The organism is Actinomyces israelii (assembly GCF_030253495.1).
Classification (GTDB): Bacteria; Actinomycetota; Actinomycetes; order Actinomycetales; family Actinomycetaceae; genus Actinomyces; species Actinomyces israelii.
This window is the reverse complement of record NZ_CP124548.1, coordinates 115,996-131,983: the sequence shown is the minus strand read 5'-3', so window position 1 is coordinate 131,983 and position 15,988 is coordinate 115,996. Positions and strand designations below refer to the sequence as shown.

12 protein-coding genes are annotated in these 15,988 nt (G+C 71.8%); 6 read left to right on the top strand and 6 right to left on the bottom strand.

Annotation, left to right across the window (positions count from 1 at the left end):
• Nucleotides 1-6: 6 nt before the first annotated feature.
• From AIF0345_RS00575 to AIF0345_RS00555, 5 genes are all read right to left on the bottom strand, one after another.
• Nucleotides 7-204, bottom strand: a complete 198-nt coding sequence (locus tag AIF0345_RS00575; RefSeq protein WP_268918766.1) for a hypothetical protein — start codon at nucleotides 202-204, stop codon at nucleotides 7-9.
• Nucleotides 205-414: 210 nt separating this feature from the next.
• Entirely contained in the window at nucleotides 415-1,161 is a 747-nt protein-coding gene (locus AIF0345_RS00570) for a hypothetical protein (RefSeq protein WP_285296824.1), read from the bottom strand.
• A complete protein-coding gene (locus AIF0345_RS00565) occupies nucleotides 1,151-3,316 on the bottom strand; it encodes a TOMM precursor leader peptide-binding protein (RefSeq protein WP_311136098.1) in 2,166 nt (721 codons plus the stop codon). Before AIF0345_RS00565 ends, AIF0345_RS00570 begins: the two co-directional genes overlap by 11 nt.
• Complete coding sequence (locus AIF0345_RS00560) at nucleotides 3,317-3,979, bottom strand: TOMM precursor leader peptide-binding protein (RefSeq protein WP_285296823.1); 663 nt, start codon at nucleotides 3,977-3,979, stop codon at nucleotides 3,317-3,319.
• Between the two features lie 22 nt (nucleotides 3,980-4,001).
• Entirely contained in the window at nucleotides 4,002-5,378 is a 1,377-nt protein-coding gene (locus AIF0345_RS00555; protein ID WP_285296822.1) for a YcaO-like family protein, read from the bottom strand.
• 449 nt (nucleotides 5,379-5,827) lie between these two features.
• Here AIF0345_RS00555 and AIF0345_RS00550 point away from each other — a divergent pair, with 449 nt between their 5' ends.
• From AIF0345_RS00550 to AIF0345_RS00540, 3 genes are all read left to right on the top strand, one after another.
• Complete coding sequence (locus tag AIF0345_RS00550) at nucleotides 5,828-6,532, top strand: response regulator (RefSeq protein WP_285296821.1); 705 nt, start codon at nucleotides 5,828-5,830, stop codon at nucleotides 6,530-6,532.
• An 873-nt stretch (nucleotides 6,533-7,405) separates the two neighbouring features.
• On the top strand, nucleotides 7,406-7,942 hold the full coding sequence (locus AIF0345_RS00545; RefSeq protein ID WP_285296820.1) for a peptidoglycan-binding domain-containing protein: 537 nt from the start codon (nucleotides 7,406-7,408) through the stop codon (nucleotides 7,940-7,942).
• A gap of 48 nt (nucleotides 7,943-7,990) precedes the next feature.
• Nucleotides 7,991-9,430, top strand: coding sequence for a glycoside hydrolase domain-containing protein (locus AIF0345_RS00540; RefSeq protein ID WP_285296819.1), 1,440 nt, complete (start codon nucleotides 7,991-7,993; stop codon nucleotides 9,428-9,430).
• Nucleotides 9,431-9,492: 62 nt separating this feature from the next.
• Here the strand turns inward: AIF0345_RS00540 and AIF0345_RS00535 are convergent, their stop codons facing one another.
• Complete coding sequence (locus tag AIF0345_RS00535; RefSeq protein WP_285296818.1) at nucleotides 9,493-9,945, bottom strand: hypothetical protein; 453 nt, start codon at nucleotides 9,943-9,945, stop codon at nucleotides 9,493-9,495.
• A gap of 2,199 nt (nucleotides 9,946-12,144) precedes the next feature.
• Here AIF0345_RS00535 and AIF0345_RS00530 point away from each other — a divergent pair.
• The 3 genes from AIF0345_RS00530 (at nucleotide 12,145) to AIF0345_RS00520 (ending at nucleotide 15,834) form a co-directional block, all read left to right on the top strand.
• Entirely contained in the window at nucleotides 12,145-12,426 is a 282-nt protein-coding gene (locus tag AIF0345_RS00530) for a metal-sensitive transcriptional regulator (RefSeq protein ID WP_043564192.1), read from the top strand.
• Between the two features lie 24 nt (nucleotides 12,427-12,450).
• Nucleotides 12,451-12,714, top strand: coding sequence for a heavy-metal-associated domain-containing protein (locus AIF0345_RS00525; RefSeq protein ID WP_043564190.1), 264 nt, complete (start codon nucleotides 12,451-12,453; stop codon nucleotides 12,712-12,714).
• Between the two features lie 132 nt (nucleotides 12,715-12,846).
• Nucleotides 12,847-15,834, top strand: a complete 2,988-nt coding sequence (locus AIF0345_RS00520) for a heavy metal translocating P-type ATPase (RefSeq protein WP_285296817.1) — start codon at nucleotides 12,847-12,849, stop codon at nucleotides 15,832-15,834.
• The last annotated feature ends 154 nt before the right edge of the window (nucleotides 15,835-15,988 follow it).

The window sequence follows — 15,988 nt, the reverse complement described above, 5'->3', positions numbered from 1 at the left end:
ACTCCCTCAAGTCGGTTCGCGGTGGCGTGGGCGGCGGCGGGCGGAGGGCATGGCGCCCCCCGCCCGCCGTCGTGACGGCGTCAGCAGGACGACGTCGAGGCGCACGCGGCGCAGGACGGGCACGAGGAGCAGGCCGCGCAGGACGGGCACGACGAGCAGGCCGCGCAGGACGGGCACGACGCGCACGCACCGCAGAAGGCGCATCCCAGGGCGTTGCCCTCGGGGAGCTCCTCCACACCGAAGTCGCTGTCGGTGAGTGTGAGGTCGATGTTAGCCATATGCTGTTCACCTCCTTTCTGGTTCGTGTCACTGGTCAGGAGCGAGGCCCGTGGGCCTCATCGAGGGGTCCGGTCCTCTGCACGGACCGGGCCCCTCACCCCGCGGCGCGGGGCGTCTGTGGGGCCGCCGTCCGGCTCAGGGCGACGGCGCGGCGCGGGCCGGGGCGGCCGGGGCGGCTATGGTGACGGCGAGCATCTGGTGGCGGCTCACCCCGTCGGAGTCGAGCAGGTGGCGCACGGCCGAGGGCGACAGGCCCGCGAAGACGGTGCCGGTCAGGCCGCGGGCCGCGCTGCGCAGGTGCACCGAGTAGATGACGGCGGCGGCGCGCGTCATGGCGTGGCGGTAGCCGTGGGCGCCGGCCCACGCGTCGGCCTGGTCGAGGTCGGCGGCCACCGAGACGATGGCCCCGGCACGGGCGAACTCCTTCTGCACGGTCATGCCCTCGATCTCCTCCGGGCTCGGCGGGTCGCCCAGAAGATCGACGCCGTCGGGCCGCACCCGGTAGACGCCCGGGCGCCCGCCGCGGGGCCGCAGCAGCAGGACGAAGGGCTCCAGGGAGCCGACGCCGGCGTCCTCGCCCCAGTCCTCGGCGTCCTCGACCAGGGCGGCCCGTACGTCAGCCAGGAGAGGCGCGGCGTCCAGGGGCTCGGGCGCGTAGTCGGTGGTCGAGGAGCGCCGCTCGAAGGTCTGGCGCAGGTCGTGCGGGTAGCCGGGGGAACCGTGCGGGTGGGGCCCGCCCTCCCGCGGGTCGGGGACGTCGGCGAGCTCGCAGGCCAGCGGCCGGCGCGGGCGCCGCGCGGCCAGGCCGTCGGAGGTCGGCGCGGCCTGCGGGTCCGAGAAACCCTCGACGATCTCGCGCAGGATCATGTAGTCAGTGCGCACGGCGACCTCCCGAGTCTCCCGAGCCTGCCGGGACCTGCGAGTCTCCCGGGGCCCCCAGGTCAACGACGGCGACGACCGGCTCGCGGCGCGGGTCTGTGCCGATGGCGGAGGCCAGCTCGCGCTCGTCCCAGCGGGCGCGGGCCCGCAGGGGCAGGCCCAGGCAGCGGGCGACGAGCCGGACCACCTCCAGGGAGCACCCGCAGTCCTGGACCGCGAGCCGCAGGCCGAAGGACATGTACTTCTTGGAGAGCTTGTCCACGTTGCCGGTCAGGACGAGCCGCGCCCCCGCGCCGTCGGGCACCGCGGGCGCCTCGGGCGGCGGCGCCACCCGGGCCAGGGCGTGGTCGCGCTCGATGTATGTGTAGACGCCCGGGGCGAGCGGCGCCGACGGGTCGGCTCCGGCGGCAGTATCGGCGCCGTCGGCGGAGCCGATGGGCCTGGCAGCGGCGGTGGCCCCGGCGGGCCCGGCTCCGGCGGTCTCGGCGGAGGCCCCGGCTCCGGCGGCAAGCCCGGTGTCGGAGCCGACGCCGGCAGCGGCGGGGGCGCCGCCGGGCACGAGGACGTAGGCGGTGACCGAGCCGATATTGCCGCCGGCCGCCGTCCACCGGCGCAGCTTCGGGGCGTCGGCAGAGGGGTCTGCGCCCTGCGGCTGCGGGCGCAGCGGCTCGCGCACGCCGACCGCCAGGGCCAGCACGGTGGCGAGCTCGGCGAGCGTCGGCCGCCCGGTGGACAGGCCCGGGGCCGTGCTCTCCGCTGACGCGCCCGGATCGCCGCCCCGGCCCGCGGCGCCGGCCGGTGCGCCCGCGCCGCCGTCGGACCCGTTCGAGCCCGGCATGGCGGCACTCGCCCCCCGCCCGGCCCCGACCGGCCACGGCCTCTCCAGGCGCTCCAGGTCGGCGTCTGGCAGCGGCGTGCGCGGGCATGTGGGCCAGTCGCGGAACTCGCGCTGAAGGCGCAGGTTGGAGGGCTTGTAGTGCTGCTGGTGCCCCTTGGAGTCCACGAAGGCGGCCGGCGGGATGGCCACGGCCTGCTCGTAGCGGGCCCCGACCGGGGCGGTGGGCGCGACCGGCACCGGCGGCTCGGCCGCCCCTGCAGAGCCGCCCGACTCGTGGCCACCGCCCGGCTCCTCGGCCCCGTCCAGCTCACGGGCCCCGTCCGGCGCCCCCGGCCGGCCCGCCACCGAGCAGACGGGGCAGCCCGGGCGGGTGGTCACCGGATGGTCGGTGTGGGTGAAGGTCTCCAGGTCGATGCGGCGGGAGTCGCCCGGCAGGTGGGTGGTGGTGGCGCGGGCGATGAGCGCGGCCACCGCCCGGGCCGCCAGGCCGACGGCAAGGTCGCGGCGGCTCGGCCCCGGCGTCGTCCCCGCTCCGGGCTCACCGGCGGTGGCGCACTCCAGGCAGGGCGAGAAGCTCGGGTCGATGTACGGGCCGACCGTCACCGCCTCGTGCTCGGCCCGCACCCGCAGCAGGGGGACGCCGAGGGCCCAGCAGCGCTCAGCCGCGCCGCGCGCCGCTCCGGAGCCGGCAGTCTCGACGACGACGGCGAGGGTGTCGCCCTCCTCGGCACCGGCCGCGCGGGCCCCCAGCGTGGGGTCCAGGGCCCCGACGAGCTCGCCGGCCAGGTCGGCGTCGCCCATCACCGCCACCCGGGCGGCCGACAGGCGGCGGGCGGCGTCCTGCCAGGAGTCGTTGACGCCGGTGGAGTCGCCCAGGCGCGACAGCAGGCAGGCCAGCTCCGGGGCGGGCTGCGGGTCGGGAAGCGGGTCGGTGTCGCCCTCCTCGACGATGCCGCCGGTCCACAGCAGGGAGACGGCCTCGAAGGCGCCGTTCGGGCCGATGCCCGTGGTCTCGCCGATCTGGTCGAGCGTGCGGCTGCCGTCGCAGGCCTCCAGCAGGGCGCCCAGGTGGTCGCGGGCGAAGGCCCCGCCCAGGACCTGGCTCTTGCGCCCGCCGTCGAGCACCCAGGTGTCGTCCTCGCGGCGCATGCGCACCCCGCGCCGGACCACGGGCCTGCGGGGGATGCGGAACTGGAGGTCCTGGCGGGCGGCGCGGCCCACGTCGGCGGCCCTCATCCCCTGGGCCGCGGGGGCCGCGGAACTCGGCTCGGCGGCCTGGGCCGCGGCGCCGGCGGCGCGCGTACCGGTGTCGGTGGCCACTCAGATCACCCTCTCCGGCAGGAGCGCGGCGAGCGCGGGCACGCCGTCGCGCCGGGCCGCGTAGCGCCCGGAGCAGGTCCGGCAGCGGTCAGTGGCCACGGTCCGGGCCAGAGAGGTCAGGCCGGACACGAGGTCGACCGTCCACACCTGGCCGCCGAGCTCACTGTCGTTGTCGGCTCCGCCGCTCCCGGCCCCGGCCGCCGGGGCGGCCAGAGTACTCAGGGCGAGCGCCACCAGCCCGGCGGCGATGACCACGTGGTGGCGGGCGTAGCCCTGGGGCAGCGGCTCGACGTCGTCGGGAAGCGGGCGGTAGCCGTGCTGCCGGCGGCGCCTGGCGCAGCAGCTGTAGCAGGCCGTGCGGCCGGGCACGACCAGGGGCCCGCAGCGCAGCTCGGTGGGGGTCAGCTCCAGGCCCAGGGAGGGCACGGAGCGGGTGAAGGACACCTCGTCCAGGGCCTCGCGCAGGGCGGTCCGGTCGGCGTCGGCGACCATGACGAGCCGGTCGGCGTACGGGACCGAGGCGTAGACCAGGCCGTGATCGACGGGCAGGACGGCGTCCTGCGGCCCGACGAGGCGCTCGACGACGGCGTGCCCGAAGCGCCCCTGCGGCAGATAGGCCGTCACCGGCCGCTGCGCGGCGGTGCTGGCGGTGCTGGTGCTCATGTGGGTCTCCTGCGGGTGCGGGTCAGGCGAAGGGCTGGCGGACGGGGTTGATGCCGGCCTCGTCGTGGGCGGTCAGGCCCATGGCGCGGGGAGCGTCGTAGAGGCGGGGGGTGGCGAGGTAGCGGGCGTGGTGGCTGAAGGACAGGGGCACGGCCTCGGGGACGAGGGCCTTGACCACGTGCATCCCGACCTGGCGGGCCTCGTCGGTGGTGATATCGACGACGACGGCCTCCGACCCGGCCCGCTCCAGCGCGGAGACGACCCGGGCCAGCGGGTCGGCGGCCGATCCGGCGGACGGCCCGCGGGTGCTGCGGAGCTCGGGGCGGCCGACGTCGGCCAGCCGGCGCGCGGGCCGGGGGCCCTCCAGGAGGAAGTCGAAGACGTGGCGCATGGAGGGGGCGGCGTCGGCCAGGGCGCCGCCGACCACCGTCATGTCCTGGCCGGTGACCTCCTTGGCTCGCGGGCTGCGGGCGTGGCTGCGCAGGGCGATGCGCAGCGAGACGAGCTCGCGGTAGATCTTGGCCAGGGCCCGCTGCGGGTCGAGGTCGCAGGTGGCCGCCACCACCTGGGCCAGCTCGGTGTCGACCTCGGAGGTCTGGACGGCGTAGAGGATCGGAATGCCGTAGTCGGTGGTGGCTTCGCGCAGGTGGACCGTCAGCTCGGTGGAGGTGCCGACCCGGTGGTACTCGGCGACCTCGGGGTCGAGGTCGGCGGGGTCCACCACGACCTCGGGCAGGCGCAGCCTCTGCAGCCAGGTCAGGGCGATGGCGTCGCGCTCGACGACCTCCAGCAGGCCGCCGAGGACGGCCTCGCGCAGGTCGGAGTGGGCGGTCGTGCCGGTGGAGACCATGTTGATGAAGCGCTCCGACGGGCTGCGCACCGGGAACTTGAGGTAGACCAGGACGGCCGGCACGAAGACCTCGCGGCCCCGGGTCAGGGACCAGCCCCGCACCCAGCGCAGCGGGATCCTGGGGTCGGAGGGGATGAGCCCGCACTGCGGGTCGGCCAGCTCCGTGGGCGAGCATGCGGGCCAGCGCTCCGGTCCGATGGCGGCGTCGCCGAGGCCGGCCGGGGTGTCCCAGATCAGCTCCTCGGCCTCCCACGAGCACGAGGAGTAGCGCTCCAGGGACTCCACGATCGCGATGTGCCTGGCGAGGTCGGCGTCGATGGCGCCGCCGGCGCCGTCGATGTTGCCGGACTCGACCCGGTGGTTCCAGGTGGTCTGCGAGCGCAGCGGCGCGGAGAGGTCGCCGAGGAAGCCGGTCCAGATCGAGAAGGCCGGCTCCCCGGGGGCCTGGGCCAGCTCCGCGGTGCGGGAGACCAGGCCGACCGGCGACTCAAGAGACGCCGCACGGGCCAGCGAAGGAGCGATTGGCTCCTTGAGCGCGGATCGGTACACGGATCGGCCTTCCGAGATGAGAACAGGGCAAGCGCATCGTCAGGGACGCGCTGTTGTTGGGAAGAGTCTGCACCGGCGTCGCGGACGTGCAAACCGGTCATCGGGATACTGTGGCGTCTCTTTTCGGAGGGGCGCGCACCGTCCGGTTGAAGGCCCCGCTCATTCCTTCGACGCACCCCGGGAGGAAGAATGTCGGATACACCCGAACCTATGAGTTCAACCACGGGCTTGAGGTGGCACCTATAAGACCAGCGCTTCGAGCACGTCTGCGACGACGTCGGGCCGATCGAGGCCGGGCACGACACCCGGTGGCACCACCCAATCCACACCCGCTCAACACCGTCAAGCCGTAGTGCCCAGATGCTCTGAATCGTAATATTATCGTTACCTCCCAGACGCCGCGGACGCCTGCGACCGCGGCTCGTGCCGGTTACCTCACGAGGAGACGTATGAGTCCCCTGACTTCCCTTGGTCCCGAACACATCGGCGTCGCTCTCCTCGACGACGACGCGATGGCGCTGTCCTGCCTGGAGTCCTACTTCGCCCAGGCGGAGGACATCCGGATCCTGCTCGCGACCCGTCGGGCAGACCAGCTGCTGAAGTTCCTCGAGTCGAACCGGGTGGACGTCTTCATCACCGACATCCACATGGAGACCATGGACGGCGCGCAGATAGCGCGGGAGGTGCTGCGGGTCTCCCCCAGCACCGGCGTCATCCTGCTGACCACCGTCGACACCGACGACAGCCTCATCACGGGCCTGAGCGCGGGCGCCAGCGGCTTCCTGCTCAAGAGCACGCCCGCTGAGGAGATCCTCTCTGCGGTCCGCACCGTGCACTCCGGGGCGAAGGTCGTCGCCCCGATGTCGACCGCGCGCCTGATCGACTACGTGCTGGCCTCCGCACACGCCGAGGACGGCAGCGTCGCCCTGTCCAACCGGGAGCGCGACGTCCTCCACATGCTGTGCGAGGGTGCCTCCAACCGGAGGATCGCCTCGCAGCTGTCCATCTCCGAGGCCACGGTCAAGTCGCACGTCTCCGTGCTGTTCACCAAGACGAAAACGCGGTCCCGCCTCGAGATCGTCGTGTGGGCCTTCAGGCACGGCTACGCCCCCGCCCTCAGGTGCGCGCCCTCCGGCCGGGCCCCCACCCCGTAGGTGCGGCGCGCAGGCGTCCAGTGACAGCGCGTCGATCTCCGCTACCGCCCCACCCTGTAGGTGCGGCGCGCGGGCGCGCCTGGGCGTCGGCCCTCCGGGGCGGGGCTCGGGTCCGGCGGATCACCGTAGCCGTGGCGCGTCCGGGCGTCGGCCCGATTCCAGGTCCGCCCGGGCCCCGCCGCCCACTTACCGGGATCGGTCCAGTTCCGCGCCGAGATCGGTTCACTTCCGGTTCGAGATCGGTCCAGAGAGCTCGGCGGGCGCCCACCGCCGAGCCTCCATCAGCTCTCCAACGCCGCCTCGGGTTCGCCCGGTGCGCCATCCGCCCCACCGGCACACCACTCGCCAAGAAGCAGGGGAAGCACCCGCCTCCGCCAGCTGCCCCCGGTTGAGAACTTTCCGATACGGCGGCGACCGGTGGACAATGGATTCGGAAGCGTCCCGCCCCTACTCCGAGTGAGGGCGTGACTCCCGTTCGTGAACAGCGTCCGGCCAGGAAGGCGCCATGAGTGACCAAATGGTTCTGCAGACTCAGCAGTGGCTGAATCGCGCATACCGCAATAAAACCGGATTCAACACCATCAAGGAGGACGGGGAGACCGGATGGGGCACCATCCACGCCCTGACCCGCGCGCTTCAGATAGAACTGGGCATCACCGCGACGGCGGACAACTTCGGCCCTGGCACCCAGTCGCGCTTTCAGTCTCGCTGGCCGTCCGGAATCCAGCAGCAGAAGCAGGGGACAAGACCACCTCAAATGTATACGGCATTATCCAAGGAGCGTTGTGGTGCAAGGGGTACTCCACAGGGAGCAGTATCACCACTCATTTCTATGCCGGTACGGGTAATGCGATCCGCGGCCTCAAGGCGGACATGGGTATCGGCGGCGACTCCACCGTCACCGTAGATATTATGAGAGCCCTCCTGTCTATGGATCAGTTCGTGCTGCTAGCGCGTTACGGCGGCATTCCGAGCATTCGCAGTACCCAGCAGAAGCTCAACCGGGAATACCGCGCATACGTGGGGATCATCCCGACGGACGGCCTGTACGGACGGGAGATGAACACGGCACTCATTAAAACACTGCAGGCAGTCGAGGGCTATAGTCCGGACAAGGCCACGGGCAATTTCGGCCTCGGCACCCGATCCAAGCTCGTGGAGATCGATGCCGCGAACGCCCCCACCTACCCGAAGTGGGTGTGGCTCGCCTCAGTCCTGCTCGTCTGCAACGGATACCCCGTCCGGATCACCCAGGAGTGGCACGGGGCGACCGACGCCGGCCTCGATCAGTTCCAGAAAGACTACGCCCTCCCTCGCAACGGTAAGATCGACCCGACCACGTGGATGAGCCTGATGACGTCAAAAGGCGATCCGGATCGCCCCTGTGACGCGTGCGACACCCGTTTCTAGATCACCAGTGGGCTCCTCGCGCACCTGAAGACGAGTAAGTACCAGATCGTGGGACGCTATCTCACCGAGCCGGATCAGGCGTCGAAACAGCCCGGGGACTATTTCAAGGCGATTCGTCCCGGCGAGCTCGAGCGCATCACCGGGGGTGGACTGAAATATTTTCCGATCTTCCAGGAGAACTCTCGCCAGCTGTCCGACTTCACGTTCGAGAATGGAGCGCGCCACGCCCGCGAGGCCCAGGCGGCCGCGCACCGTCTGGGAATCCCGCCGACGGTGATCTACTTCGCCGTCGACATGGACGTATACGAGTACCAGATCGACCAGGTCATCGAGCCGTACTTCAGAGTGATCAAGGAGAACCTGGGCGGCGGCTACGGGGTGGGAGTATACGCCTCGCGTAATACCTGCAGCAAGATCGCGAAACACGGGTACACCATATCGAGCTTCGTCTCAGACATGTCATCCGGGTTCTCGGGAAACCTAGGCTACCCGATCCCCGCCGACTGGAACTACGACCAGTTCGCCGAGATCAGCGGCTACGCAGGAAAATGGGATCTTGACTGCGTCGCCCACGCAGGTCGAGTTGCGGCCTGCAGCAGCGTTCTGTCCTCATCATCGGCAACACCTTATCCGGACCCCGACCCCGCGAAACCGGAGGAGGATCCTCTGCTTGCGTGGTCGAAGAAGACGGAGCGCGAGTGCCTGGAGAGCCTGGGCAAGGCATCACATCCCATAAGGGCCTGCCGAGGATTCATCGGCGAATTCATTCTCGAGTGGCTCAGGAAGCCCGAGTACTGGGGAGACAAGTACGGCGGTCTTTGGCGCCTTTACACCCCGGAGATTCCCAGTCCCTCAGAGCTTGAGTCAGCACGACAGATATGCAATGGCGTCTGCAAGAAGCAGCCGGCGATCAAGGGACTGATTCCGAATCGCGATATCGCGCACATGGCGGCCACGGCGGTGGGCTGCTTGGAGTGGGGCATCGAGGAGGACAACAAAGAGTACGGGCTGGGGGACCTGGGAGGCTGGCCGCTCGACCTACTGCAAATCTGGGGTGCATATGAGCGAGAGGCCGACAGCTCCGACCTTGCCGCCTGGCTTGAGAAGCATCTCGGAGGCATGCACGACGGAAAAGGCTTCGGATACGAGGATGTGCTCGCCGATGCGGACGCCTGGCTTATCGCCCGAAATATGATACACAATCCCTCAAGCAACGCACTGACGAATGCGATGCGCGACGTGTTCAAGCAGAGCGAGACCCATCGTATCGGGCGCTTCTACCGTGAGCGCTTCGGGTCACGCGCAGACAATGTCGTGACAGCCTTTAAGAAGGTTGCCGACGGCATCGACGCCTTGGGACTCAAAAATATTGGCTGCACCCTGAAAAAACTCTTAGACGCAGCGCACGCGAAGCGCCTCCCCTCCGAGCAGGAGGCAGAGGTGCTCGCGCGCGCCTATGCAGCATTCCTCTCACTGCCGCACCGATAGCATTCACGCCGAGGAGGCGGGGCGGGACCCGAGCAAGAAGCCGGGTCCCGTGCCGCAGGTCGTCAGGGGATCGGGTTGTAGTACAGATCTATCCCGATGTTGCACAGCAGTCCGACCAAGGCGCCGGCCAGAAGGAAGACAGTCGATACGATCACAATAGTCAGCCGCCTCACAACGCGCCACGCGCTGCGCCGCGGCGCCGGACGGTCAGACTCGCGCAGAAAGACGACGAAGCCGAGGACAGCGCAGAGCGCCCAGCACACAAAGCCTGCGACAAGCGTGGCCAGAATACGCTCCTCTGTGAGCGTCAACATCAATAGAAAACGATCCACATCCCCCGTCGACGTATCGAGCCGCGGCGGAAGAGACGCAAAGAAGCCGTAAATCGCATCTTCGTTATAGAGCGCTGCCGGACCGGGGAGCAGCAGCACCAGACCGGCCCACCACAGAATCCGCTTCAGCATCAGCAGCGCCCTGCCGCGCGACCACGGCCCCGCCGAACGGGTCTCCACCATCTTCGGCTCCCCTGTCAGGCTCTCCTCACCGGAGTGCCGGGGCCGAAGAGCATCATTCTCCGACCCTGAGGCCACTGGGACTCACCTGACGATGTGCCAGATAACGAGGAACAGGAAGAAGATGATCCACCCGACGTAGGGGCCGACCCCCTTGTTCCGGCCGCGTCCGACAGACTGAGGGGGACGAGCCCGGCCGGGGCGGCCGTCGACCCCAGGGGGCGCGTACGGGTTAACGGCCATGGGTGCCGGCAGGCCGGACCCGGCCGGCTGTCCAGGCGCTCCCGGTGCGCCGCCGTAGCCCATCGGGCCTCCGGGCCCGCCGCCGTAGCCCATCGGGCCTCCGGGCCCGCCGCCGTAGCCCATCGGTTGACCAGGGCGGCCGCCGTATCCGCCGCCGTACCCGCCGGGCGGCCCCGGCCGTCGGCCGTAGGACGACTGCGGCACCGGCGCGGGCACCGGCGCGGACATGCGCGCAGGCCGCACAGGCTGCCGCGCGCCCCGAGGGCGCTGCCCGCTCGCAGCAGCGCCCAGCCCTGCCCCAGGGGCGCGCCCGTACCCCGAAGACCGCGGAGCCGCCTGCTGACTCTGCGGGACTCCGCGCCGCATGGCCCGCACCCGCTCCTCGACCCGAGCACGCAGCACCGCAGCCGGATCGGACTGGGCGCCCTCGGCCGATGCCGCCCGGCCCCCACGCACAGTCTTCCGGTCCTCCAGCCGATGCTCAAAGGGATCATCGAGCACCGCGACATCGAACAACGGCGAACCCATAAGAGGGTCACCGAGCACAGACCCGAAAGGCGCCTCGTCGAAGCCCGGGTCACCAGGCACCCACCCGACGGGAGCCCAGGTGTCAACATCCTCGCGATCAGTCGATACGCTCATAGCACCAGGATCTCACGCCCACCCCGCCCAGCCCCCCACCCCCGAGCCTCCCCACCCGCCCCCTTCACCAAGATCGGCTCACTTCCGCACCGAGATCGGTTCGAAGCACCCAACAGGCACCAGCGCCCCCGCAAGGTGACGCTCCCACGCGCTCTCAGCACCGCACTGCGCTCCGCCCGCATCACAGAACCGCGACGTCGCGCAGATTCTCGGCGAGTGCAACCGTGCTGGTCGCCGCGAAAATGCGCAGGCGGTCGCTTCTCGGCTAGGAGAAGGCCACCTCAAGGAGCCCCAGGGTCTCGACAGGCTCTGATAAGCCGGTGCCGGGCAGCAGGTCCCCTGCCCGCTGTCAGAGCCCCCGCGTTCAAACCAGAGCCCCATGACCGCAAGGGACCCCCGGAGGCAGGACGTCCCTCGTGATCACCGACCCGCATGAATGACCCCGGGCCGATGACAGACGGCAGGCCCGCCCGCAACCCCTCGCAACCCCCGCTGTCGCCTTCGCCGAGACCGGTCCAGCTCGAAGGTCGGCGACGCCGAGTGCCTCAGGGTTGGGGGGCGCGTCGGCCCGATGACGGCGCGATCACACCCCTCGTCGGTACCGTCGATTGACCACAGGACAAGATTTTCGACTGTGCGCCGCCCGTCTGGCAGTCGCATCACAGGATCGGGGCCGACGATTCCGGGGCGGGGCGGAGAGCTGCACATGGGAGAGCGGGGCCTCAATGACGCAGGACCGACTTTTCCCCGGAATCTCGGGGTTTCTATATCACCGTCAAGATAGGTTGTCGTACTCCCATGTGCACAGACCCCCTAATGCGCACATGGGAACGCGTCAGCTCGTCTTGACGGGAACTGAAGAACCGCAGGACCATGCGGAAAGCCAGCACCCACTCCGACGAAGCCCTTCTCTCCCATGTGCAGGTGCCGCGCCACACCATCCGAACCGCGCCTCGCAGAACAAGCCGCAGGCCCGTTGTCGGACGTGACCCTCAGCGATCGCGCCCGCGGGAGCCACTGGGGCCGCAAGCCCGCCACCACCAGGCGCAACCGCTCGGGAACCGGCCCTGCCGGACCGTCGCGTCGCACGCCTCGGCCTCAATCCGGGCCATACGGCCGATCCCGACCCCGGCTCGGGCCGCACGTCCCGACCTCAACCACGGCCGAGTCAACACGCACCGCCGCCCGGCCCCCGCCCGGTCGCCGAACCGACACACGACGCCGCCCGGCCACCTCATTGACACCCCTACCCCCTAAGGGTATCGTTACGGGCACCTCGACGTATCGGGCAGAAGCCGGGGAGGAAGTGAGACGCGGATGGCCGGCTACACGGGCACCAAGGACGACTACCTCAAGCGGCTGCGCCGCATTGAGGGCCAGATTCGCGGCATCTCCCGCATGGTCGAGCAGGACACGTACTGCATCGACGTCCTCACCCAGGTCGCCGCGGCCACCAAGGCCCTCCAGGCCGTCAGCCTCGGCCTGCTCGAGGACCACATGAGCCACTGCGTCATTCACGCCGCCCAGTCTTCCGACGCCGAGGGCCAGGCCAAGATCCGCGAGGCCTCCGACGCGATCGCCCGCCTCGTGCGGTCCTGAACGCACAACCCAAGGAGCACAACCATGTCCGAGTTCACCGCCGACGGCACCGACCGCACCACCACCCTCAAGCTCTCGGGCCTGACCTGCGACCACTGCGTCGCCCACGTCACCGAGGAGCTCAAGGCCCTTGACGGCGTCAAGAACGTCTCCGTCGTCCTGAGCAAGGGCGGCCAGTCGGTGGCCACCGTGGTCTCCGACGTCGTCCTGGACGACGCCGCCCTGGCCGAGGCCATCGATGAGGCCGGCGACTACAGCCTCGACGCCGTCGAACGCGACGTGGCCTGACCCCAGCCAGCACCCGCCTCGCCCAACGACCCGACGACGGGCCGGGACGCGCGCAGCACGCGCCGCGACCGGCCCGTCCCCCTGCCCGGGTGCGCCCGGGCCCAGCACCCGAGTCCAGGAGTTCGATCCACCATGAGCCAGTCCAGCGGACCGCTGCTCACCGACATCGCCACCGCCCCCGCGGGCACCGTCGACCTGGCGGTGGGGGGCATGACCTGCGCGTCGTGCGTGGCGCGCGTGGAGAAGAAGCTCTCCAAGCTCGACGGCGTGAGCGCCTCGGTCAACCTCGCCACCGACTCCGCCCGCATCGAGCTCGCCGCGCCGGTCTCCGACGAGGAGCTCATCGCCGCCGTCGCCCGCGCCGGCTACACGGCCACCGTCATCGCCCGCCGCGCGCCCGTCCCGGCTGAATCAAGCGACACGCCCGCCCGGCCCGGCCCCGGCCCCGGCGCCGCAGCCCGGCCCGACGCCGGCGCCGGCGCCGACTCCGAGGCCCCGACGACGGGCGCCGCCGACGCGGCCGGCCCGCGCACCGTCGACCTGGCGGTGGGGGGCATGACCTGCGCGTCGTGCGTGGCGCGCGTGGAGAAGAAGCTCTCCAAGCTCGACGGCGTGAGCGCCTCGGTCAACCTCGCCACCGAGTCCGCCCGCGTCACCGCGCCCGCCGAGGTCACCGACGAGGAGCTCATCGCCGCCGTCGCCCGCGCCGGCTACACGGCCCGGCTCAAGGCCGGCCCCGCCCCCGCCGCGGCGCCCGGCGGGCTCAGAGCCGCACCGGCCCCCGGCGAGCCCGATGCCGCGCAGGCCCCCGCCCGGGCCACAACCCCGACGCCCCAGGCGGTCCCCGCGCCCGCAGCCCCCGCGCCCCCGCGCATCGGCGCCTCCCAGGCCGCCCGGGCCGCGGAGCTGCGGCTGCGCCTGGTCTACAGCCTCGTCCTGTCCGTCCCCGTCATGGTGATCTCCATGATCCCGGCCCTCCAACTGCCCGGCTGGCAGTGGACCGTCGCCCTCATGGCGCTGCCGGTGGCGACCTGGGGCGCCTGGCCCTTCCACCGGGCCGCCGCCCGCGCCCTGCGCCACGGCGCCTTCACCATGGACACGCTCGTGTCCCTGGGCGTCATCGCCGCCACCGCTTGGAGCCTGTGGGCGCTCATCTGGGGCGGCGCAGGCGAGGTCGGCATGCGCATGACCATGGAGCTCATGCCGCGCCACCAGGGCCAGGCGGCCCACATGTACTTCGAGTCGGCCGCCTGGGTCACCACCTTCCTCCTGGCCGGCCGCTACGCCGAGGCCCGCGCCAGGTACCGCTCCGGCGACGCCCTGCGCGCCCTTCTCGAGCTCGGTGCCAAGGAGGCCACCCGGGTGCGCCTGGCCTCGCCGTCGGGCTCCACCGACGCGGTCGATGTCCTGGACGACGACGGCGCCCCCCTGCCCGACGCCACCCGCACCGAGGAGCGCGTGAGCGCCGACGCCCTGGCGGCGGGCGACCTGCTGGCCGTGCGGCCCGGGGAGAAGATCGCCACCGACGGCGTGGTCGTCGAGGGCCGCTCGGCCGTGGACGCCTCCATGCTCACCGGCGAGTCGGTGCCCGTGGAGGTCGGGGTCGGCGACGTCGTCACCGGCGGGTGCGTCAACACCTCCGGATCGCTGCTGGTGCGGGCCACCGCCGTCGGGGCGGGCACGACCCTGGCCCGTATCGGGGCGATGGTCACGGCCGCCCAGGCGGGCAAGGCCCCGGTGCAGCGCCTGGCCGACCGCATCTCGGGCGTGTTCGTGCCCGCCGTCCTCATCGTGTCGGCCGCGACCTTCGCCGTGTGGCTCGGACTCGGCTACCCGCCGCAGCCCGCGCTCACGGCGGCCGTCGCCGTGCTCGTCATCGCCTGCCCGTGCGCGCTGGGCCTGGCCACGCCCACCGCCCTGCTGGTGGGCTCGGGGCGCGCGGCCCGGCTCGGCGTCGTCATCAAGGGCCCCGAGGTGCTGGAGTCCACCCGCGCCCTGGACACGATCGTGCTGGACAAGACCGGCACGCTCACTCAGGGCCGCATGAGCCTGGAGGCGGACGACGACGGCGCCGTCACGGTGGCGGGCGGCGCCACCCGCTCCGAGGCGTTGCGCCTGGCGGGCGCGCTCGAGGCGGCCAGCGAGCACCCGGTGGCCGCCGCCATTACGCGGGCCGCCCGGGCCGACGCCGGGGCCCGGGCCGGAGGGACGGACGCCGGCGCCGACGCCGACAGCACCGCCGAGGCCGCCCGGGCCGACGCCGGGACGGGCACCCCGCTGCCCCGCGTGGAGGACTTCGCCAACCACGAGGGCCGGGGCGTGACCGGGCGCGTGGAGGGCCGCGAGGTCGCCGTCGGCCGTCCGGCCTGGATCGCCGAGCGCGGCATAGCGATCCCCGAGGTGCTGGACGACGCCGTGGCGGCCTCCCAGGCCTCCGGCGCCACCGCCGTCGTGCTCGCGGCCGCCCCGCGCCCCGGCGGGGCCGGCGAGAACGGAGCCGTCGAGGACGGCGCCGACCGAGGCGGCAGCACCGGCGCGACCCCGGCCGCAGTCGCCGTGCTGGCGGTGCGCGACACGGTGCGCCCGAGCTCGCGCGCCGCCGTCGCCGAGCTGCGGGCGCTGGGGGTGCGGCCGATCCTGCTGACCGGGGACAATGCCCGTGCTGCGGCGCACGTGGCCGCGGAGGTCGGGATCGCGGCCGAGGACGTGCGCGCCGACGTCCTGCCGGGCGGCAAGCGCGACGTCGTCGCCGAGCTGCAGGAGCGCGGGCACGTTGTCGGCATGGTCGGCGACGGCGTCAACGACGCGGCGGCCCTGGCACAGGCGGGCACCCGCGGCCTGGGCTTCGCGATGGGCTCGGGCACGGACGTGGCCATCGAGGCCGCCGACATCACGCTCGTGCGCGCCGACCTGGACGCGGTGGTCGCGGCGATCCGCATTAGCCGGGCGACGCTGCGCACGATCAGGCAGAACCTGTTCTGGGCCTTCGCCTACAACGTGGCGGCGATCCCGCTGGCGGCCGCCGGGCTGCTCAACCCGATGATCGCCGGGGCCGCCATGGCGACCTCCAGCGTCATCGTGGTGACCAACTCCCTGCGCCTGCGCCGGGCCGGTGCGTAGCCCCGCGCACCCGCTGATCGGGCCGAGCTCGCCCGTCCCCGCCCCCTTCGCCGAGATCGGTTCACTTCCGCACCGAGATCGGTCCCGTCCGGCGCCGAGACCATGACCAGGACCCTCAACGTCATGGACGCGGTCCAGAGGTCCGCCGGCACCT